Source organism: Haloferax chudinovii, from assembly GCF_042663345.1.
In the GTDB taxonomy this organism is placed as follows: domain Archaea; phylum Halobacteriota; class Halobacteria; order Halobacteriales; family Haloferacaceae; genus Haloferax; species Haloferax chudinovii.
The window spans coordinates 174,483-192,957 of record NZ_JBHTAB010000002.1 but is presented as its reverse complement, the minus strand read 5'-3'; the positions used below and the strand labels follow the sequence as shown (position 1 = coordinate 192,957).

Below are 18,475 nucleotides of genomic sequence, written 5' to 3'. Positions count from 1 at the left end.
ACCGGTTCCGCCGCCGTCGGCCCGCTTCATTGCGGATTTTCTTTCATCCACGCCGACAGCGACTGCTCGTCGCGGAAGTAGCGCCGCTCGCGGACGCCGTCGTGTTCGACCACCGCGAGGAGATGCTTCTCGGAGAGCCGAATCTGCTCGCCGCTGTAGGTACACGGTTCGATTCGCTCGTCGCCCGGTCGCCACAGCCGATGGGGGACGACGCGGACGATGGTCTCGTCCCGGCCCGTCGGCGAGCGTCCGGTGTAGTCTGAAAGCGCCATACGCGCGCTACGAACTCCACGAATAAGGTATTTTCCTGTATAGATTGTGTAGTAATATAGTCCCTCGCGCCCCGAATCGCGATATATTGCGACCAGATATGCTAATTATTCTCATTCGAGGACGGTCTGACACCGGCCCGCATATTTATTTTGAACGTTAGTGAAGAATACCGCGTATGAAGAAACCACTCCTGGTGACGGAGTTCCTCGACCGCGCGCGGCGGTACTACGGGGACGAGGAGGCGGTCGTGGCGATGACCGGCGAGCGCTTCAGCTACGACGAACTCGGCGAGCGCGCCGACGGCTTCTCGGCGGCGCTCCAGTCCCGCGGCGTCGAGAAGGGCGACCGGGTCGCGGTGCTCGACCCCAACACGCACTACCACCTCGAAGCCGCCTACGGGTCGATGCAGTTGGGGGCCGTCCACATGCCGCTGAACTACCGACTCGTCCCCGCGGACTTCGAGTACATGCTGAACGACGCGGACGTGACGGCCGTCTACGCCGACTACGCCTTCGCCGAGAAGATAGACGAGGTCCGCGACGAGGTTCCGACGGAGATTTTCATCACGAACGACCCCGAGAAGGCCGCCGAATCGACCGACCGCGAGTGGCTCGACTTCGACGAACTGGTCGCGGAGTCGACCGACTACGACCGCCCCGAGATGGACGAAGACGAGGTCGTCACCATCAACTACACGTCGGGGACGACCGGCGACCCGAAGGGCGTCTGTCGGACCCACCGCGCCGAGACGATTCACGCCTACCTCGTCTCGATGCACCAAGACATCGCGGACGACGACGTCTACCTCTGGACGCTCCCGATGTTCCACGTCAACGGCTGGGGCCACATCTACGCGATTACCGGCCACGGCGCGAAGCACGTCTGCACCCGCGGGGTGGAAGCGGAGGCCGTGTTGGACGCCATCCGCGACGAGGACGTGTCGTATCTCTGCGCCGCGCCGACGGTGCTGAACGTCCTGATGAAACACTACCGCGAGGAAGGCGGCGTCGAGACGACCGGCGCGAGCCCCGTCCGGGCGGCGACCGCGGGCGCGGCCCCGCCGGAGGCGACCATTCGGACCGTCGAAGACGAGTTCGGCTGGCGACTCATGCACGTCTACGGGGCCACCGAGACCGGCCCGCTCATCACGACCTCGGAGGCCGGGCGCTACCTGACGGACGGCGACGACCGCTTCGGCGTGAAGAAAAAACAGGGCATCGGCTACCTCGGAACCGACGTTCGCGTCGTCGACGAGGACGGAAACGACGTGCCGAGAGACGACCAGTCCGTCGGCGAAATCGTCGTCGCGGGCAATCAGGTGATGGAGAAGTACTGGAACAAACCCGAGGAGACCGACGAGGCCTTCTCGGCGCGGCTGGAGGGCTACTACCACATGGGTGACCTCGCGGTCGTCGACGAGAACGGCTTCATCAGCATCCAGGACCGCAAGAAGGACATCATCATCTCCGGCGGCGAGAACATCTCCAGCATCGAACTGGAGGACGCGCTGTTCGACCACGACGCGGTCGCCGACGTGGCGGTCATCCCCGTCCCGTCCGACGAGTGGGGCGAGTCGCCGAAGGCGTTCGTCGTGCCGACGGGCGGCGACCCCGACGCGCCGGGCGTCACCGCCGAGACGCTCATCGCGTTCTGTCGGGAGCGCATCGCGACGTACAAGGTGCCGAAGGAAATCGAGTTCGTCGCCGAACTCCCGAAGACGGCGACCGGGAAGATTCAGAAGTACGAACTGCGCGAACGCGAGTGGGAAGACGAAGAGCGGATGGTGGGTGAGGGATAGGAACGGCCGCGTTAAGCTCGCGCTTCGGCGGGTAGCGGGCACTTAACCGCGGCCGCGGTGTCTCGTTTCGGGAGCGAACGCGGTTCAGCGGTCGTTGCAGGGGCAGTCGAGGCCGAGCGACCCGGGGCTGTTGTTGAACGCGTCGAGGGTGTCTTTGAGCGTCTCGCCGTCGACCATGTCGCCGCCGACGCTGACGTACCAGCTCTTTTGCCGGCCGCCGTTCGACCACGCGGAGTTACCGAGCCACGCGCCGGCCATGTTTTTGACTTCCTCGATGGTGTAGCCCGCGTAGTCGCCGTGCTGAATGGTCGCGTCGTCGCTCGTGCATCCCGGGTCGTCACCCGGTCTGTTCCGGAGGTTGAGAACGATGGCGAGGTAGTGTTTCGCCATGATGTTCGCCTTGTCGCCCTTCGTGGGCGCGACGAGGAACTCGCGCCAGTCGTCGTGGGTCATCGTGACGCCCCGGAGGGTATAGTTCGTGCCGCCATTCGGGCCGAGGACCGCCCAGTTGTCGGTGGGACTGCTGTAGTCCGGGTTGTTCGCCCAGTAGCCGGGCGTCTTGGGACACATGGTCGCCGCCACGGAGCCGGAGACCGCGGGGATGCCGATGCCGATGCCGAGCGCCGACATCGCGCCGAGTCGGAGTACGGAGCGTCTTGTCGGTCTGAATCCGTCGTTCGTATCGTTTGTCATAGTGGTGCCACGGGCGTGGCTACCGCGCTAGTTGCGCTTTGCGGGGTTAGTTATAAACTCCACATTCACGACGGTACGAGATTAACTGGTCAGCGAACGCGGGGCAAGCGCGTTGAAACGGTGTTATTCGGGAATATATATCTAGTATTCTGATAGTTGTCCGCCGGCCGTTCGGCCCGCTCGCGCGGTCGCCGACGCGGTGAGACTGGTGCGACGTGCTTCGAGACGAGACGAACCGCACGGCTGACTCGTCGCTCTCGACGCCCGTACGGCGCGGACGACTACGGCGAGCTAGTCCGACACCGGCGTGTCGTTTGCGCCGGTGGCACGTCCCGTGACGCGGAGAACTCACCGCGGGAGTCGGCCGGCGGCCGTCGCTTGACATCGCCCTTATATTGTGCCATAGACGAGCCCAGTCTATAATGATTGATTATACAAATAATAGGGAATAAATACATAACTATTATTAACGATGTATCCGCCGATGTGTCTATGGCACGGGATAGCAAGCCCCTCAATCGACGAGACGTGTTGAAGGCGACTGGTGCTGTTGGAACCGCTGGCTTGGCAGGGCTGGCGGGGTGTACCGGCGGTGGCGACGGCGGTAGCGGCGACGGCGGCGACACTAGCGACGGCGGCGACGGCGGCGACGGTGGCGGCGGTGGCGGCGGCGATGGCGGTAGCGGCGACGGCGGCGACGAGTACCCGGCGCTGGGCAACTTCCCAATCGAGGGCGACACGGCCACGTTCGGGTTCAACGTCCCGCAGTCGGGACCGTACGCCTCGGAGGGTGAAGACGAGCTTCGAGCCTATCAGCTCGCGGTGAAGCATCTCAACGAGGGCGGCGGCTGGGTCGACTCGCAGTTCGACGACCTCTCCGGCGACGGCGTCCTCGGCTACACCATCGACCACGTGGACGGCGACACGGCCACGGACGCGGACCAGGCGCGGCAGTCCGCCTCGGGGATGATCCAGCGCGACGACGCCATCATGATTTCGGGCGGGTCGTCCTCCGCGGTCGCCATCGCGGTGCAGGGGCTGTGTCAAAACGAGAAGGTCATGTTCATGTGCTGTCTGACGCACTCGAACGACACCACCGGGACGGACTGCGTCCGCTACTCCTTCCGGGAGATGTTCAACGCCTACATGACGGGGCAGGCGCTCGCGCCGGTCGTCCGCGACGCCTACGGCGAGGACCTGCAGTTCTACCAGCTCTACGCCGACTACAGCTGGGGGCAGACCCAGCAGGCGTCGATGGAGCAGTTCATGACCGATGTCGCCGGCTGGGAGCAGGTGGATTCCGTTGCGACCCCGCTGGGAACGTCCGACTACTCGACGTACCTCTCGGGCGCACAGAGTTCGGACGCGGACGTGCTCATCTTGAACCACTACGGGCTCGACGGCGCGAACTCCATGCAACAGGCCATCGACGCCGGTATCGACGAGGAGATGGAGATTATCGTCCCGCTGTACAACCGTCCGATGGCGGAGGCGGCCGGCGGCGCGATAGAGGGCATCTACGGCACCGTCGCGTGGGACTCCCAGATAGACAACACGCCGTCACAGGAGTTCACGCAGGCGTTCCGCGACGAGTACGACCGGACGCCCTCGGGTCCGGCCCAGTTGGCGTACGCCCAGACGCTCCAGTACGCCGCCGCTGTCGAGCGCGCGGGGACGTTCTACCCGCCGGAGGTCATCAGACAGCTCGAAGACTACGAGTACGACAACATCGGCATGGGCGCAGAGACGATGCGCGGCTGTGACCACCAAGCACAGCGCGACGTGCCGGTCGTCCAGGGCCTTTCCGCCTCCGAACAGAGCGAGGGGACGTACTTCAACATCGTCAACGTCACCAGCCGCGACGACCTCGGCTACGCGTGCGACGCCGGCCCGGCCGCCGAGTGTGAACTCGGGTCCTACGAATAGCCACCCTCCCACCGTTATCTTAATGAAAGTTAATCGCAGACAACTACGCACACGTAAATGAGTAAGATTATCATACCCATGGCAGTTCACGCCTCGAATAGCTGGTGGAGGGGTGGTGGTCGATGAGCCTCCTGTCGGACGTGCTCGTCATCCTGCTCAACGGACTACAGCAGGGGGCCATCTACGTCCTCTTGGCGGTCGGTCTCTCAATCATCCTCGGCACGCTCAAGTTCGTCAACTTCGCGCACGGCGCGCTGTACCTCGTCGGCACCTACGCGGGGCTGTTCGTCGCGCTGAACGTGCCGCTTTCGAACGGGAAACTGGCCGAGTGGGGCTTTTCGAGCTTCGGGCTCGACATCGGCTTTTTGGCGGCCCTGCTTTTCGTGCCGCTTTTCGTCTTCGGCGTCGGCCTGCTGATGGAGCGGTACCTCGCGCGGGCGTTCTACGACCGGCCCGACACCGAGCAGATTCTCGTCACGTTCGGCCTCGCAATCGTCGTCCAAGAGCTGTTTCGCGTCCTGTTCGGTAGCAACAGCCTGCCGTTCGAACAGCCCGAGCGAATCCTCTCTGTCGGCTCGTTCCCCGGCATTCCCGTCTCCGGCCCGATTGCGCTACCCATCGTCGGTAACTTCCCGCAGTGGCGGCTCTGGGTCATCGGCATCACGGCCGTCCTCGTGGCGCTCGTGTACCTGCTCGTCGAGTACACCGACTTCGGTCTCGTCGTCCGCGCCGGGACTCGCGACGCCGAGATGGTCAGGCTCCTCGGCATCAAAATCACGCGGCCGTACATCGTCGTCTTCGGCATCGGCGCGGCGCTCGCCGGGGTGGCGGGCGTCGTCGGCGGGCCGCTGAACGTCGTCAACCCGACCATCGGGACGAACATCCTCGTCCCGGCGTTCCTGACCGTCGTCATCGGGGGTGTCGGAAGCATCGCCGGCGCGGTCGTCGGGGGCATCGTCTTCGGTCTCACGACCGCCGCGCTCGTCGCCTTCGCGCCCGCGTGGTCGCAGGTCGGCCTGTACGCCATCGCGGCCATCGTCCTCCTGGCGCGGCCGCAGGGTCTGCTCGGGGACGAGGAGGTAGTGCCATGAGCGAAAAGGACGCCAACCCGAGCGCGAAGGACGCGCTCGTCGGCGGCTCGCTTTTCGGCCGCTGGGAGAAGCTCCGCGGCCGCGAGGGGACGGTCGTCGGTATCACGGCCGTCCTCGTCGCGGTGTTCCCGTACCTCTTCGCCCGCGCGCCCGTCGTCTCGGGGATTCTACAGGGCTACCAGAGCCTCGCGACGCTCATCCTCATCTGGGGCATCTTCGCCATCGGCTTCGACCTGCTTCTCGGCTACACCGGACTGCTCTCGTTCGGCCACGCGGCCTTCTGGGGCGGCGCGGCGTACGCCGCGGGTATCGTCGCCAAGAACGTCAGCGGCGACCCCATCGTGATGGTCGTCTCGGGGACGCTGTTCGCCGTGTTGCTCGCGTGGGTACTCGGTTTCCTGTCGCTTCGCCGCGGCGGCATCTACTTCTCCATCCTGACGCTGGCGTTCGCCCAGATGTTCTACTACATGGCCGCGTCGCCGCTGGCGTTCCTGACCAACGGCGAAAACGGCCTGACCGGCGTCGAGGTCGGGAGCTTCCTCGGCGTCATCCACCTCGAAGCGGACGTTCCGTCCGTCGGTGGGATGCTCCTCGGAACGTGGCTGTACGCCTTCGTCGGCGTCTTCTTCGTCGGCGCAATCGCGGTCGCCTACCGCATCCTCAACTCGCCGTACGGGATGGTGTTCCGCGCCATCCGCGAGAACGAACAGCGCGCCGAGTTCGTCGGACTCAACGTCTGGCGCTACAAGCTCATGGCGTTCATCATCTCGGGGGCGTTCGCGGGTGTCGCCGGGAGCCTCTTTACCATCCACGGGGCGTACGTCCCGCTCCAGTCGCTGTTCTGGACGGAGTCCGGCGACATCGTCGTCATGACGGTGCTCGGCGGCGCGGGCTCGATGTTCGGGCCGGTCCTCGGCGTCGGACTGTACCTCTACATCGAGAACATCGTCAGCACCATCCAGGCCCTGACGATTCCCTTCACGGATATCGTGCTCATCAGGGACTTCGGGTTCTACTGGCACCTGCTTTTGGGCCTCGTCTTCGTCGTGGTCGTCTGGGTCGTCCCGGAGGGCTTGTGGGGTATCTTGGACAGGCTCCGTACCCTCGCGGCCGACCTCGGTTCGAAGGCGGCGAAGCGACTCCGCGCGCGCTCCGGAAACGGAGGTGACGGTCGATGACGCTCCTCGAAACCGAGAACCTCGTCAAGGAGTTCGGCGGCCTCGTCGCCACCGACGACGTGAACCTCACCGTCGAGGAGGACGAACGCGTCTCCATCATCGGGCCGAACGGCGCGGGGAAGTCCACGCTCATCAACCTCATCACGCGGCGGCTCGACCCGACCAACGGCGACATCCGGTTCAAAGGCGAGTCCATCGTCGGCCTCGAACCGCATGAGGTGGTCCAGCGAGGCGTCTCGAAGTCGTTCCAGACCGCCTCTATCTTCCCCGACCTGACCGTCCGGGAGAACGCGGAAATCGCGGCGCTGGCGTCCGAACGCGGTGCGTTCGGCTTCGAGTTCCTGAAACACCGCGACAGCCTCACCGACGTCCACGACGTCGCCCGCGACACGCTGGACTCGGTCGGCCTGTTGGACCGTGCGAACACCGTCGCGACGGACCTCCCGTACGGCGACAAGCGCCGCCTCGAAATCGGCATCGCGCTCGCGAGCGACCCCGACCTGCTTCTCATGGACGAACCGACCGCCGGCATGTCTCCCGAGGAGACGAAGTCGACGGTCGACCTCATCGAGCAGGTCAAACGCGACCTCGGGCTCACGTTCGTCCTCGTCGAACACGACATGGAAATCGTCTTCAGCATCTCAGACCGCATCGTCGTCCTCAGCCGCGGCGGCATCATCGCCGAGGGCACCCCCGACGAGATTCGGGGCAACGAAGCCGTCCAAGAGGCCTACCTCGGAGGTGTCGAGCTGTGAGCCTCCTCGAAATCGACGCTATCGACGCCTACTACGGCGAGAGTCACATCATCCGCGACCTCTCGATGAGCGTCGAGGAGGGCGAGATATGCGCGCTCCTCGGCCGCAACGGCGCGGGCAAGACCACCACGCTCCGGTGTATCGCCGGGGCGACGCCGCCCGACGTGCGGAAAGGCAACATCCGGTTCAAGGACGACGACATCACCGGCGTCCCCGCCGAAGACGTCTCGGTCCGAGGCATCTCGCTGGTGCCCGAGGAGCGACGCATCTTCCCGAACCTCTCTGTCGCCGAGAACCTCCACCTCGCGGAGGTCGTCAACAACAAGTCGAACACGTGGGGTCGGGCGCTGTCGTTCGGCCACAAGGGGATGTCGACCGAGGAGGTCTACGACCAGTTCCCCCGGCTGGACGAGCGGCGAGACCAGCGCGCGGGGACGCTCTCGGGCGGCGAACAGCAGATGCTCGCCATCGCACGCGCCCTGAAGCAGAACACGGACCTGCTCCTTCTCGACGAGCCCTACGAGGGGCTCGCGCCGAAGATTATCGAGGACGTGGAGGACGCGGTCGAACGCATCAGCGACGCGGGCACGACCATTCTCCTCGTCGAGCAGAACGCCGCGGCGGCCATCAAGCTCGCCGACCGCGCGTACGTCATCGACCAGGGCGGCATCGTCTTCGACGGGAGCGCCGAGGAACTCCGCGAGGACGACGAGACGCGCGAGCGGTATCTGGGGGTCTGACGATGGCCGCAACCGACATCGACGCCGACCCCGAGACGGCGCTCGAAACGCTCATCGAAGCCGGTGCAGTCGACGAAGCGCCCGACGGGACGCTCTCGACCACGGAGGAGTTCGAGAAGACGCTCGCCGTTTACCACGACATCTACGGTGCGGTCTCGACCGAGGAGTTCCACCAGACCGTCTCGGAGCTCTTCGGCGTCCCGCCCGAGAACGTCGAGGCGCGACTCGACGAGTTCGACGTCACCAGAGCCGACGTGGTCGCGTACCTCGCGGCGAAGTCGTTTCTCGACGTGCCGGTCGAGCGTGACCTGCTTTTCGTCATGGCGGGTCTGCTCGTCGAAATGACCTCGTCGTCGCCGGTGCCGAGCGCGCTCGACGAACTCGACGACGACTCCTTCGAGTCGTACCTCGACGCGCACCCGGACGCCGTCGTCCTCGTGTGGCGGCGCTTCTGCGACCCTTGCGACGCGATGAAAGACGACCTCGACGCCATTCTCGACCGCGTTCCCGACGGGGTCGCGACCGCGGGGGTCGACGGCGAAGCGGCCGACGAGTGCTGTCGGCGCTTCGAGGTCGACGCGGCGCCGACGCTCCTGTGCGTCCGCGACGGAGAACTGCGAGAACGAGCGTCCGGCCGCCAGACCCCAGATGAGGTCGCGGCCGTCGTCGACCGGGTCTACTAGCGGTTCTACTTCGTCGACCCCGTCACCATGACGGGCCGGTCGGAGTTCAGAATCACCGTCTGCGTGACGCTTCCGAAAAGCGCCTTGCCCGCGGGCGAGCGCTTCCGCCCGGCGGTGACGATGAGGTCGGCGTCCTCTTCTTCGGCGAATTCGAGGATGACCTCCGCGGGGTCGCCCGACGACTCGTTGACGTCGTACTCGACACCGCGGTCTTCGAGGAACTCGGACGCCTCCCGGACCGACTGAATCTGTGTCGCCGAGGCCCCGGTCGGGTTGTCGGTGAAGCTGTGGATGAGCGTCACCTCCTTTTCGCCGGGCTCGCCGGGGAGTTTCGCGACCTCTTCGACGCACGCGAGCGCGTGCTCCGTGTCGTCATCGATGCCGATTACCACGTGGTACATACTACCACGTCCCGGCCGCCCGTCTTAGTATTTGTGCTGAACGATAATGCTGAATCAGTCGTCGTCGAGTCCCGCTGAGACGTAGACGACGAGCCCGAGCGGGACGCCGAGGACGAGCGCGATGGTCAGCGCGCCGTAGGTCGCGAAGCCGACCGGCGTCGGGGGAAACGGCACCAGAAAGAGAAACCGGGGCGCGCTGAGGCCCGAGACGAACGTGCCCGTGAGGTAGCCCGCGACTCCGGCGACGGCGACGAGAGCGGCGTACAACCCGAGGACGAAGCGGTGACCGCCGACGTTCGAACTCACGGCTCACGCTCGGGCGCGGACGCTGTTAGGCGTTTCCGTTCGCCACGTCGCTCGGGGAGTCGGCGTCCGCGTACCGATGCACCTTTGACCGCACGCACCAAGGTTCGAGTATGTCGGATACCGATATCCTCGGACTCGTGCTCGGGGCCATCGCGATACTGATGTTCGCGACGGGCATTCTCCTCGTCGTCTGAATGCGCTCGCTTTTCCGCGTCACCACCGTCGACAGCGGCCGCTTCGATTCACCGTAACCACCCTCGCTCGTGAGCGGCGGCGCTGATGGGACGGACGCCGCGACACGCCCGAGAGGACTCCGGCGGCGCTGACGGGACGGTCGGCGGCGTCGGGCGCGTTCGCTCTCGAAGCCCAGCGTCCGAAAAATGAGTCGCGACCGAACCGCGGGCGAGCGGCGTCGGTTACGCGTCCTCAGCGGAGTCCGCGTCCGTGTCGTCGACCGCCTGCCCGCCGTCGGTGGCGAGTTCGCTCTCCTCTTCGCCGCCGTCGGTGACGGCCGTCTCCAGTTTGCGCTCGAACCAGGTCCACTCGGCGGTGGTGAGGTCGTCGTCGGCGAGGTCCCACGGGTCGCCGTCTTCGATCTCGCGGCCTTCGAGCCACGACTGGGCGAAGTTCCAGACGAAGATGATCTGGCCGACGAGCAGGATGAGCGCCCCGACCGTCGCGGCCTGGTGGAGCGTCGCGAACTGCGGCAGGTAGGTCGCGTAGCGACGCGGCATGCCGCCGTAGCCGAGCAGAATCATCGCGAAGAACGTCAGGTTCGTCCCGACCATCGAGAGCCAGAAGTGCCACTTACCGAGCGTGACCTGGTACATCCGGCCGGTGTAGATGGGGAACCAGTAGTAGAGCCCGGCGAAGCCGGCGAAGGCGATGGCACCCATGACGATGTAGTGGAAGTGTCCGACGACGTAGTAGGTGTCGTGGAGCACGAGGTCCACCGGAATCGACGCGAGGAAGACGCCCGTCACGCCGCCGATGATGAAGTTCGAGACGAAGCCGATACAGAACAGCATCGGCGTCGTGAGGCGAATCTTCCCGTTCCACATCGTCGTGATCCAGTTGAACGTCTTGACCGCGCTCGGTATCGCGATGGCCAGCGAGACGGCCATGAACGAGGCGCGGAGCCGGGGGTCGATACCCGTCGCGAACATGTGGTGCGCCCAGACGCCGAACGAGAGGACGCCGATGGCGAGCGTGGAGTAGACGACGAACTTGAACCCGAAGAGCCGCCGGCCCGCAAAGCGCGGAAGCACGAGGCTCACGATACCCATCGGAGGCAACACGAGGATGTACACTTCGGGGTGGCCGAAGAACCAAAACAGGTGTTGCCACAGAATCGCGCCGCCGTCGACCGAGAAGAACATCGTGCCGAAGTTCCGGTCGAGAAGCAACATCGCGATGGCGCTCCCGAGAAGCGGGAACGCGAAGAGGATGAGCCCGGACTGGGTCAGAATCGTCCACGAGAAGATGTCGAGGTTCGCCCACGACACCTTCTCGTCACGCTCCGTGAAGATGGTCGCGATGAAGTTGATCGCACCCATCGTGGCCGAGACACCCGAGAGGTGCAGGCCGAGGAGCATCAGGTCGACGCCGGCGTTCACCTGGTTGCCGGAGCCGACACCGGCCGAAAGCGGCGTGTACATCGTCCAGGCCGTCTGCGCCGGGATGACGTCCGGGATGGGGAAGAACCCGGCCCAGATGAGGAGCGCCGCCGGCGGCAGGAGCCAGAAGGCGATGGCGTTGATACGCGGGAACGCCATGTCGTCCGCGCCGATGAGAAGCGGGATAAAGTAGTTCGAGAACGCGGCGATGATGGGCGTCCCGAACAGGAACAACATCGTAATCCCGTGGCTTGTGAGCAACGAGTTGTAGAACGTGTTCGAGATAAGCGTCATCGACGGGTCCGCCAGTTCAATCCGCATCAGGACGACCATGAGACCGCCCACGGCGAACGCGACGAGCGCGTAGGTGCCGTAGAGCATCCCGATGTCCTTGTGGTCGACCGTCGTCAACCAACGGATGACCCCGGATGGTTTCTCCTCCGAGACGTACTGCTCTGCGGTACCGCCGACCGTGCCTCCGCCCGCGAGCGGGGTGTACGACCGCCAGTCTTCGACCCGCGCGAGCCACGCGGCGACGGCGATGAGGAAGACCCCCATGAGCACCGTCAGTGCTAACTGTCCGTTAACCTCCATGGAAGTGCCTGAGTAGTGCAGGGTAATGAAAGATTCGGGACCGCCCTGCGATTCGAGGTGCTTTAAGCCGTCTCGTCTGCGGCTTCGACGGTGTCGTCATCCGGCGATTCTTCGAGCTCAGCCGTCACCTCGCCCGTTTCTTCGTGAAGCGGCTTCGCACCCGGAACCGTCGCCTGCCCCGGCGCGTAGACGGTGCCTTCCTCCTCGGAGCCCGCGATGGCCTTCCCCGAGAGATAGGTGAGCGCCGCGAGGAGCACGAACGGCGCGATGAGAAGCGTGTACTGGAGCCCCGAGGTGAGCGATTCGAACCCAAACGGATTGACGAAGGTGAACGCCACCACGAAAAACAGGATGATGGCCAGCGGGACCATGTTGACCGTGAGGTCGAGGATGGTGTCCTTGTCGAACGTCTTGGTTGCCATATCGGGACAGTGGGGGACGCCGTTCAAATAGATTGTTGGTTTCTCGTCCGGTCGAGGCGAGTGGGAGCGGCCGCGGAGGCGTCCGCGGAGGCGTCCGTGGCGGTCAGAAGGCCTGTCGCTGGTCGCGGACGAACAGTTCGAAGACGACGCCGCCGACCACAAGCAGAATCGCGGCGGCGATAACCGCGTATCCGCGGGTCACGAGGGCGATGTCGGTGAACGCGAGTGCCACGCCGAACACGAACAGGACGGCGGCGAGCGCGGAGACGGCCCGAATCGTCGAGGTGACGTAACCGGACTCCTTGAGGATGCCGACGATGCTCCCGCCGAACAGGAGCAGTCCACCGACGGCGAGGGGAAACAGGCCGAACAACAGGCCCAACTCGGAGATGGGGATTCCGAGCGCGATGAACACGGGCCACGGACTGGCCGTGCGGTACTGGTCTGAGAGTCCCGGCGCTTCGTCCATACGCGTCCGTTGGACTGTGTGGTAACAAGCCCTTCGGAACCGCGACTAGCGGAGGGAGATGCCCTGTCGGGCGAGGAAGTCGCTGACCGCGCGAATCTCGACGGGGCTCCCGATGATACGGCACGTGTCTCCGCCCGCCCGGTGGACGGAGACGACGAACTCCGCTTCGAGGTCGTCGCGCACGCTCTCCAAGAGGTCGCAGGGGAGCACGATTTGCGTGCTGTCGCGGAGCGTTCGGGGGTCGGGCATCGGTGTTCATCGGGCGGTCGAAGGGGTCGTGTATAACCGTGCCGAAACTCGTCGCTTCGCGCACGCGAGACGACCACGATATCCGACGCGTCGGTGCGGCGGACCCCGCCGCGCGGAAGGAAAGGGTTTTTCGACGGACGCGGCGGAACTGTTGACGATGGGACTGGAGGAGGAGATCGAAGATATCCGCGAGGAGATATCTAACACGCCGTACAACAAGTCGACCGAGGCGCACATCGGCCGGCTGAAGGCGAAACTCGCGGAACTGAAAGAGAAACTCGAAAACCAGAGTTCGGCCGGCGGTGGCCAAGGGTACGCCGTCGAGAAGACCGGCGACGCCACGGTCGCGCTCGTCGGCTTCCCGAGCGTCGGCAAATCGACGCTCATCAACGCGCTCACCAACGCCGACAGCGAGACCGGCGAGTACGAGTTCACCACGCTCAACGTGAATCCGGGGATGCTGAAGTACAAGGGCGCGAACATCCAGATACTCGACGTGCCCGGCCTCATCGAGGGGGCCGCGGGCGGTCGCGGCGGCGGCCGGGAAGTTCTCTCCGTCGTCCGCACCGCCGACCTCGTCGTGTTCATGCTCTCGGTGTTCGAGATAGAGCGCTACGAGCGACTGCAACAGGAGCTCTACAACAACAAGATTCGGCTCGACACGTCGCCGCCGAGCCTCTCTATCAACAAAAAGGGCAAAGGCGGCATCAACGTGACCAAAAGCGACAGCGTCGACCTCGAAGAGGAGACCATCAAGGGCATCCTCCGCGAGCACGGCTTCGTCAACGCCGAGGTGACGCTCCGCGGCGAGACGACCATCGACGAACTCGTCGACGGCATCATGAAAAACCGGGTGTACCTGCCGTCTATCGTCACCGTCAACAAGGCCGACCTCATCGATAAGGACTACCTCCCGACGGTCGAGGAGAACCTCCGCGAGGTCGGTCTCGACCCCGACGAGGTCACGTTCATCAGCGCCGAGGCCGAGAAGGGGCTCGACGCGCTCAAAGAGGAACTCTGGGACGCGCTCGGGCTCATCCGCATCTACATGGACAAACCGGGCCGCGGCGTCGACTACGACGAACCGCTCGTCCTCCGCGAGGGCGACACCATCGACGACGCCATCCACGAACTCGGTGCCAAACTCGACGAGCGGTTCCGGTTCGCCCGCGTCTCCGGCCCGAGCGCGAAACACGACGACCAGCAGGTCGGCCGCGACCACGTCCTCGCCGACGAGGACGTGCTCCGCATCATCGCCCAGCGGTGACGACCGACCCGGCGGCTCGGTCGGCTCCGCGGTCACCCGCGCGCCGTGGCCACATCCTCATCGTCTCCGTCCTCGGTCTCGTTCCGTGGTCCGTCCAGACGTTCACCGCCGGGGCCGCCACGCTCCTGTTCCCGTGGGGACTCGTCGGTCCCGCGACTGGAAGCGTGACGACCATCACCGACTTCTTCCTGCGGTTTACGATGGGACTGCCGGACTACATTCTCGTCTGGCCGGTCGGTGTCGCCTGTTACCTCGTCGCGCTCGGAAGCGCGCTCTCGGGCGTCCTGTTCGGCCGCGAGGACGTTCGACTCACCGCGGCCGGACTCCTCCTCGCCGGCGTGACTCAGTTGGAGGTCGCCCGCGGCTTTTCGGTCCAACCCGGTCGAACCGCGTGGCCGGTCGGTACGGTCCTGCTGTGGGCCGCGGCGGGGTTCTTGTATTGGTCACGCGCGCGTCTCGATGCTGACGGCTCCTCGCGCCGCGCGTAATCAGCATCTCGCCGACTGTGACGAACCAAATCGGACCGGCCCGAACCGCCCCGAACAGCCGCGTCGCCTCTTCTCAGTCGTCCGCGGCCGCCTTCGGTCGGTAGTTCCGACTCACCGCCTTCCACGTCCCGGTCTTAAAGCGGTAGTAGTTCAGCACCGCCGGGATGGTCGTCTCGGCGAGGAACGCCAGATAGAGCCCGGTGAGGCCGAGCGAGGTGACGGAGCCGATATAGGTGAGCGGAATCGACCCGAGGAACATCCCGACGAACTGGCTTCCGAACGTCCAACGCGTGTCGCCGCTGGCGTCGAGCGGCCCCGCGGAGCCGCCGGAGACGCCCTGTAAGATGACGGCGAGACAGGCGACGTAGACGAGATTGACGGCGATGGGGACCGCCGGGTCCGCCGGGTTATCGACGAACCCGAGGACGATTGGGCGGGCGAATATCGCCACGAGCGCCGCCGAGACGAGGTACGTGGCGACGGCGAACCGAATGACTTCGTTGCCGTAGGCTTCGGCGGTCTGTTCGTCGTCTTTCCCGAGCGCCTGCCCGACGAGGCTCGACGACGCCAGTCCGAAACCCCAGCCGGGGGTGTTCATCAGCCCCCAGATGCGGCGGGTGATGACGAACGCCGCGACCACGTCCGGACCGAAGCTGTCGAGGATGGCGAGCATCGGGAACTCGGCGACCGTCCAGACGAGGCTTCGACCCATGACCGGGACGCCGATTTTGACGAGGTCGCGTATCGTCTCGGTGTCGAGGAAGGGGCCGAACGGGTCGATGGTGACGGGGAACGCGCCGACGCCGGGAAGCGACCCCCGCGAGAGGCCGACCGCGAACGCGCCGGTGACGACGACGTTCGAGAGGACGGTCCCGAGCGCCGCGCCCTCGACGCCGAGGTCGAGCCCGAAGATGAGCACCGCGTTGAGGACGATGTTGATGACCGCCCCGGTCGCGCGGAGAATCATCGCGGTGTACGCGTCGTCGGTGCCGACGAGGACGCGACTCCCGATGAGGTTCAGGCCGGCGAACGGGACGCCGAGACCGACGATTCGGAGGTAGGCCGCTCCGAGCTCGATGGCGCCTTGGTCGCTACTCAGCACGGAGATGAGCTCGGTGGGGAACAGCCAGAAGACGGCCGTGACCGGGACCGTGGCGACGACGGTCAAAAGCGCGCTCGACCGGACCGCGAGCCCCAACTCGTCTCTCGCGTCCGCGCCGAAGCGCTGGGAGACGAGCGCGATGGTCCCCCCCGCGATGCCGCCGCCGAGCGCGAAGGCGAGTCCCCAGTACGGCCCGGCGAACCCGACGCCGGTGATGGCGACGGTCCCGGAGGCGATTCCAACCATCGCCACGTCGACGGCGTTCTTCGACATCCGGGCGATGCCGGTGACGACGCGCGGCCACGAGAGGTCGGCGATGCGGACGGCGCGCTCACGGTCGAGAAGACCGAGCCGGGCGAGCGCCAGGCCGATGCCGAGGATGAGGAGGCGAACGGGGTTGGGGACCGGAGACACTGCCGAATCGTACCTTCGGGAAGTACTTATGCACCTCGCAACGGACCGAAAGCTCCGGTAGACGGCGTGTGACAACCATCGACGGTCGGTTCCGCGTTCGGTACGTTTTTCGCCGGCGCGACACATCTGTTCGATATGTCCGGAGCCCTCGACCACGTGATGATTCGCGTCGAAGACCTCGAGGAGTCGCTCGACTGGTACACGACCCACCTCGGCTACGAGGAGAAGGGTCGCTGGGAGGCCGACACGTTCACCAACGTCTACCTCGGCCCCGAGAACCTCCACGAGGAGGGCGCGGTCCTCGAACTCACCTACAACCACGGCGACCACACCTACGAGATGGGCGACGCGTGGGGCCACATCGCGGTCCGCGTCCCCGAGGACGAACTCGAATCTTCCTACCAGCAGTTGATGGACGAGGGCGTCGAAGACTACCGCGACCCCGAGTCCTGCGGCGGCCGCTACGCGTTCGTCAAGGACCCCGACGGCCACGAGGTCGAAATCGTCAAGCGCGACCACGGCGCGAAGTGGAGCCTCGACCACACCATGATTCGCGTCGAGGACGCCGACGAGGCGCTCGGCTTCTGGACTCGCAAGTTCGGCTACGAGCACACCGGTCGCTGGGAGTCCGACACCTTCGCGAACTACTTCATGAAGCCCGAGAGCGCGGCCGAAGAGGCGATGGCCGTCGAACTCACCTACAACTACGACGGTCGGAGCTACGAGATGGGCGACGCGTGGGGCCACCTCGCCGTCAGCGCCGACGACCTCCACGACTACTGGGAGACGCTCATGGAGCGCGAGGCCGACGACTACCGCGACCCCGAGTCCTGCGACGACATGTTCGCGTTCACGAAAGACCCCGATGGCCACGAAATCGAGGTCATCCCGGCCGACTTCGAGTCACCGGAATAACCCGCCTCGGTTCTGACGCCCCGGCGTCTCGTTTTCGCATCGCTGTTGACTGTCGACTATCGACACAGCGGCGGCACTGCGGGTTTAGGCCGCCGGGCCGCACCGGAAGTCGGTGTACGGAACGACAAGGGATTTAATCGGTCCACCACATCCAATACGTATGCCCGGTCTCCTCTCCGACATCCTCGCGTGGGTGGTCATCGGAACCTTCGTCGCCGGCGCGGTCGCAAACGGGCGGGACCGCGAACTCGGGCGACGGGTGATGACTGCCGCGTGGGTGTTGTTCGCGGTCTTCTGGCTCCAACTCATCCCGCATTTCACGCTCGTCCACAAGAGCTACATCGAGGGGTTGCTGACCATCGCGGCCGTCCCGGCGTCGCTGTACGCCGGCTGGCTCCTCTACAACGGCCGCGACACGCTGTTCGTCCTCTCGCGCGCCGTCGCCGCCATGGGCGTGGTCTACCTCCCGTTCGAGACGATACCCGCGTTTACGCTCCTCGGAACGACCGTCCCCGCTCCCCGCGGCATTCTCATGGAGTCCGTCGCGGCGCAGACGCGCTTCCTCATCGAATCGCTCGGCTACACCCCGCAGATGATTCCCGGCGACGAGGGCTACCTGAACACGTTCCTGTGGATGCAGGGCTCTCACCGACTCGAAATCTCGGTCGTCCTCGCCTGCACCGGCCTCGGGAGCATCGCCATCTTCGCCGGCCTCATCGCCGCCGTCGACGCCCCGATGCGCCGGAAGCTCCGCGGACTCGCCATCGCCGTCCCCATCATCTACGCGCTGAACCTGCTTCGGACAACGTTCATCACCATCTCGGTCGGCAAGCAGTTCTTCCAACTGTTCGTCGACAAAGTGCTGTTCCTCTTCGGCTCGTCGGACCCCTACATGGTGTCGTTCTTCATTTCCGACCGCATCATCAGCCAGGCGCTCGCGGTCGTCGCGCTCGTCGGCATCACGTATCTCGTCGTACAGGAGGTTCCGGAGCTCCTCACCGTCATCGAGGACGTGCTCTACATGGTGACCGGCGACGAGTACGACCTCAGAAGCGAGTTAGGCCTCGACGAGCAGGCGTAATCGGTTCGGTTTTC

Annotated in this window: 20 protein-coding genes; 11 read left to right on the top strand and 9 right to left on the bottom strand. The window is 65.3% G+C overall.

From position 1 onward, the window contains the following. Positions 1–26: 26 nt before the first annotated feature. The gene (locus ACFQI8_RS05195; RefSeq protein WP_390243211.1) at positions 27–272 is read right to left on the bottom strand and encodes a hypothetical protein; all 246 of its coding nucleotides are present in this window, start codon (positions 270–272) and stop codon (positions 27–29) included. Between the two features lie 176 nt (positions 273–448). Between ACFQI8_RS05195 and ACFQI8_RS05190 the strand changes: the two genes are divergently transcribed. Next, the gene (locus ACFQI8_RS05190) at positions 449–2,071 is read left to right on the top strand and encodes a long-chain-fatty-acid--CoA ligase (RefSeq protein WP_390243210.1); all 1,623 of its coding nucleotides are present in this window, start codon (positions 449–451) and stop codon (positions 2,069–2,071) included. A gap of 84 nt (positions 2,072–2,155) precedes the next feature. Here the strand turns inward: ACFQI8_RS05190 and ACFQI8_RS05185 are convergent, their stop codons facing one another. Then, a complete protein-coding gene (locus ACFQI8_RS05185) occupies positions 2,156–2,764 on the bottom strand; it encodes a Tat pathway signal protein (protein ID WP_390243209.1) in 609 nt (202 codons plus the stop codon). 564 nt (positions 2,765–3,328) lie between these two features. Between ACFQI8_RS05185 and ACFQI8_RS05180 the strand changes: the two genes are divergently transcribed. From ACFQI8_RS05180 to ACFQI8_RS05155, 6 genes are all read left to right on the top strand, one after another. Next, a complete protein-coding gene (locus tag ACFQI8_RS05180; RefSeq protein WP_390243745.1) occupies positions 3,329–4,690 on the top strand; it encodes a substrate-binding protein in 1,362 nt (453 codons plus the stop codon). Positions 4,691–4,812: 122 nt separating this feature from the next. Beyond that, complete coding sequence (locus ACFQI8_RS05175; protein WP_390243208.1) at positions 4,813–5,781, top strand: branched-chain amino acid ABC transporter permease; 969 nt, start codon at positions 4,813–4,815, stop codon at positions 5,779–5,781. Further along, a complete protein-coding gene (locus tag ACFQI8_RS05170) occupies positions 5,778–6,959 on the top strand; it encodes a branched-chain amino acid ABC transporter permease (protein WP_390243207.1) in 1,182 nt (393 codons plus the stop codon). The genes ACFQI8_RS05175 and ACFQI8_RS05170 overlap by 4 nt, the downstream gene beginning before the upstream one ends. After that, entirely contained in the window at positions 6,956–7,714 is a 759-nt protein-coding gene (locus tag ACFQI8_RS05165; protein WP_390243206.1) for an ABC transporter ATP-binding protein, read from the top strand. The genes ACFQI8_RS05170 and ACFQI8_RS05165 overlap by 4 nt, the downstream gene beginning before the upstream one ends. After that, positions 7,711–8,454, top strand: a complete 744-nt coding sequence (locus ACFQI8_RS05160; RefSeq protein WP_390243205.1) for an ABC transporter ATP-binding protein — start codon at positions 7,711–7,713, stop codon at positions 8,452–8,454. The genes ACFQI8_RS05165 and ACFQI8_RS05160 overlap by 4 nt, the downstream gene beginning before the upstream one ends. 2 nt (positions 8,455–8,456) lie before the next feature. After that, on the top strand, positions 8,457–9,137 hold the full coding sequence (locus ACFQI8_RS05155) for a thioredoxin family protein (protein WP_390243204.1): 681 nt from the start codon (positions 8,457–8,459) through the stop codon (positions 9,135–9,137). 5 nt (positions 9,138–9,142) lie between these two features. Here ACFQI8_RS05155 and ACFQI8_RS05150 read toward each other — a convergent pair whose 3' ends face one another. From ACFQI8_RS05150 to ACFQI8_RS05125, 6 genes are all read right to left on the bottom strand, one after another. Beyond that, positions 9,143–9,538: a universal stress protein gene (locus tag ACFQI8_RS05150; RefSeq protein WP_390243203.1), complete on the bottom strand. Its 396-nt coding sequence runs from the start codon at positions 9,536–9,538 to the stop codon at positions 9,143–9,145. A gap of 54 nt (positions 9,539–9,592) precedes the next feature. Continuing rightward, positions 9,593–9,844 (bottom strand): DUF7520 family protein, encoded by a 252-nt coding sequence (locus tag ACFQI8_RS05145; protein ID WP_390243202.1) that lies wholly within the window; start codon positions 9,842–9,844, stop codon positions 9,593–9,595. Positions 9,845–10,260: 416 nt separating this feature from the next. Beyond that, on the bottom strand, positions 10,261–12,018 hold the full coding sequence (locus tag ACFQI8_RS05140; RefSeq protein WP_390243744.1) for a cbb3-type cytochrome c oxidase subunit I: 1,758 nt from the start codon (positions 12,016–12,018) through the stop codon (positions 10,261–10,263). A gap of 98 nt (positions 12,019–12,116) precedes the next feature. Then, complete coding sequence (locus ACFQI8_RS05135; protein ID WP_390243200.1) at positions 12,117–12,476, bottom strand: DUF6684 family protein; 360 nt, start codon at positions 12,474–12,476, stop codon at positions 12,117–12,119. A 103-nt stretch (positions 12,477–12,579) separates the two neighbouring features. Then, positions 12,580–12,945 carry a DUF7541 family protein gene (locus tag ACFQI8_RS05130; RefSeq protein ID WP_390243198.1) on the bottom strand — a complete coding sequence of 122 codons (366 nt, stop codon included), beginning with the start codon at positions 12,943–12,945 and terminating at the stop codon, positions 12,580–12,582. A gap of 45 nt (positions 12,946–12,990) precedes the next feature. Then, a complete protein-coding gene (locus ACFQI8_RS05125) occupies positions 12,991–13,194 on the bottom strand; it encodes a VNG_1110C family protein (protein WP_390243197.1) in 204 nt (67 codons plus the stop codon). A 157-nt stretch (positions 13,195–13,351) separates the two neighbouring features. Here ACFQI8_RS05125 and ACFQI8_RS05120 point away from each other — a divergent pair, with 157 nt between their 5' ends. Both ACFQI8_RS05120 and ACFQI8_RS05115 read left to right on the top strand, forming a co-directional pair. Then, the gene (locus tag ACFQI8_RS05120; protein ID WP_390243195.1) at positions 13,352–14,461 is read left to right on the top strand and encodes an OBG GTPase family GTP-binding protein; all 1,110 of its coding nucleotides are present in this window, start codon (positions 13,352–13,354) and stop codon (positions 14,459–14,461) included. Next, positions 14,458–14,949 (top strand): TIGR04206 family protein, encoded by a 492-nt coding sequence (locus tag ACFQI8_RS05115; protein ID WP_390243193.1) that lies wholly within the window; start codon positions 14,458–14,460, stop codon positions 14,947–14,949. Before ACFQI8_RS05120 ends, ACFQI8_RS05115 begins: the two co-directional genes overlap by 4 nt. A 73-nt stretch (positions 14,950–15,022) precedes the next feature. Here ACFQI8_RS05115 and ACFQI8_RS05110 read toward each other — a convergent pair whose 3' ends face one another. Then, on the bottom strand, positions 15,023–16,465 hold the full coding sequence (locus tag ACFQI8_RS05110) for an MATE family efflux transporter (RefSeq protein WP_390243191.1): 1,443 nt from the start codon (positions 16,463–16,465) through the stop codon (positions 15,023–15,025). A 135-nt stretch (positions 16,466–16,600) separates the two neighbouring features. Between ACFQI8_RS05110 and ACFQI8_RS05105 the strand changes: the two genes are divergently transcribed. Together ACFQI8_RS05105 and artA are read left to right on the top strand one after the other, a co-directional pair. Next, positions 16,601–17,380 carry a VOC family protein gene (locus ACFQI8_RS05105; RefSeq protein WP_390243190.1) on the top strand — a complete coding sequence of 260 codons (780 nt, stop codon included), beginning with the start codon at positions 16,601–16,603 and terminating at the stop codon, positions 17,378–17,380. Between the two features lie 160 nt (positions 17,381–17,540). Further along, positions 17,541–18,461 carry an archaeosortase A gene (gene artA, locus ACFQI8_RS05100; protein ID WP_390243189.1) on the top strand — a complete coding sequence of 307 codons (921 nt, stop codon included), beginning with the start codon at positions 17,541–17,543 and terminating at the stop codon, positions 18,459–18,461. The last annotated feature ends 14 nt before the right edge of the window (positions 18,462–18,475 follow it).

Excerpts from the sequence above, each read along its gene's own strand:
- ACFQI8_RS05195 (WP_390243211.1), bottom strand. The coding sequence starts at position 272 with ATGGCGCTTTCAGACTACACCGGACGCTCGCCGACGGGCCGGGACGAG.
- ACFQI8_RS05190 (WP_390243210.1), top strand. The coding sequence starts at position 449 with ATGAAGAAACCACTCCTGGTGACGGAGTTCCTCGACCGCGCGCGGCGG.
- ACFQI8_RS05185 (WP_390243209.1), bottom strand. The coding sequence starts at position 2,764 with ATGACAAACGATACGAACGACGGATTCAGACCGACAAGACGCTCCGTA.
- ACFQI8_RS05175 (WP_390243208.1), top strand. The coding sequence starts at position 4,813 with ATGAGCCTCCTGTCGGACGTGCTCGTCATCCTGCTCAACGGACTACAG.
- ACFQI8_RS05170 (WP_390243207.1), top strand. The coding sequence starts at position 5,778 with ATGAGCGAAAAGGACGCCAACCCGAGCGCGAAGGACGCGCTCGTCGGC.
- ACFQI8_RS05165 (WP_390243206.1), top strand. The coding sequence starts at position 6,956 with ATGACGCTCCTCGAAACCGAGAACCTCGTCAAGGAGTTCGGCGGCCTC.
- ACFQI8_RS05155 (WP_390243204.1), top strand. The coding sequence starts at position 8,457 with ATGGCCGCAACCGACATCGACGCCGACCCCGAGACGGCGCTCGAAACG.
- ACFQI8_RS05150 (WP_390243203.1), bottom strand. The coding sequence starts at position 9,538 with ATGTACCACGTGGTAATCGGCATCGATGACGACACGGAGCACGCGCTC.
- ACFQI8_RS05140 (WP_390243744.1), bottom strand. The coding sequence starts at position 12,018 with ATGGGGGTCTTCCTCATCGCCGTCGCCGCGTGGCTCGCGCGGGTCGAA.
- ACFQI8_RS05135 (WP_390243200.1), bottom strand. The coding sequence starts at position 12,476 with ATGGCAACCAAGACGTTCGACAAGGACACCATCCTCGACCTCACGGTC.
- ACFQI8_RS05130 (WP_390243198.1), bottom strand. The coding sequence starts at position 12,945 with ATGGACGAAGCGCCGGGACTCTCAGACCAGTACCGCACGGCCAGTCCG.
- ACFQI8_RS05125 (WP_390243197.1), bottom strand. The coding sequence starts at position 13,194 with ATGCCCGACCCCCGAACGCTCCGCGACAGCACGCAAATCGTGCTCCCC.
- ACFQI8_RS05120 (WP_390243195.1), top strand. The coding sequence starts at position 13,352 with ATGGGACTGGAGGAGGAGATCGAAGATATCCGCGAGGAGATATCTAAC.
- ACFQI8_RS05105 (WP_390243190.1), top strand. The coding sequence starts at position 16,601 with ATGTCCGGAGCCCTCGACCACGTGATGATTCGCGTCGAAGACCTCGAG.
- artA (WP_390243189.1), top strand. The coding sequence starts at position 17,541 with ATGCCCGGTCTCCTCTCCGACATCCTCGCGTGGGTGGTCATCGGAACC.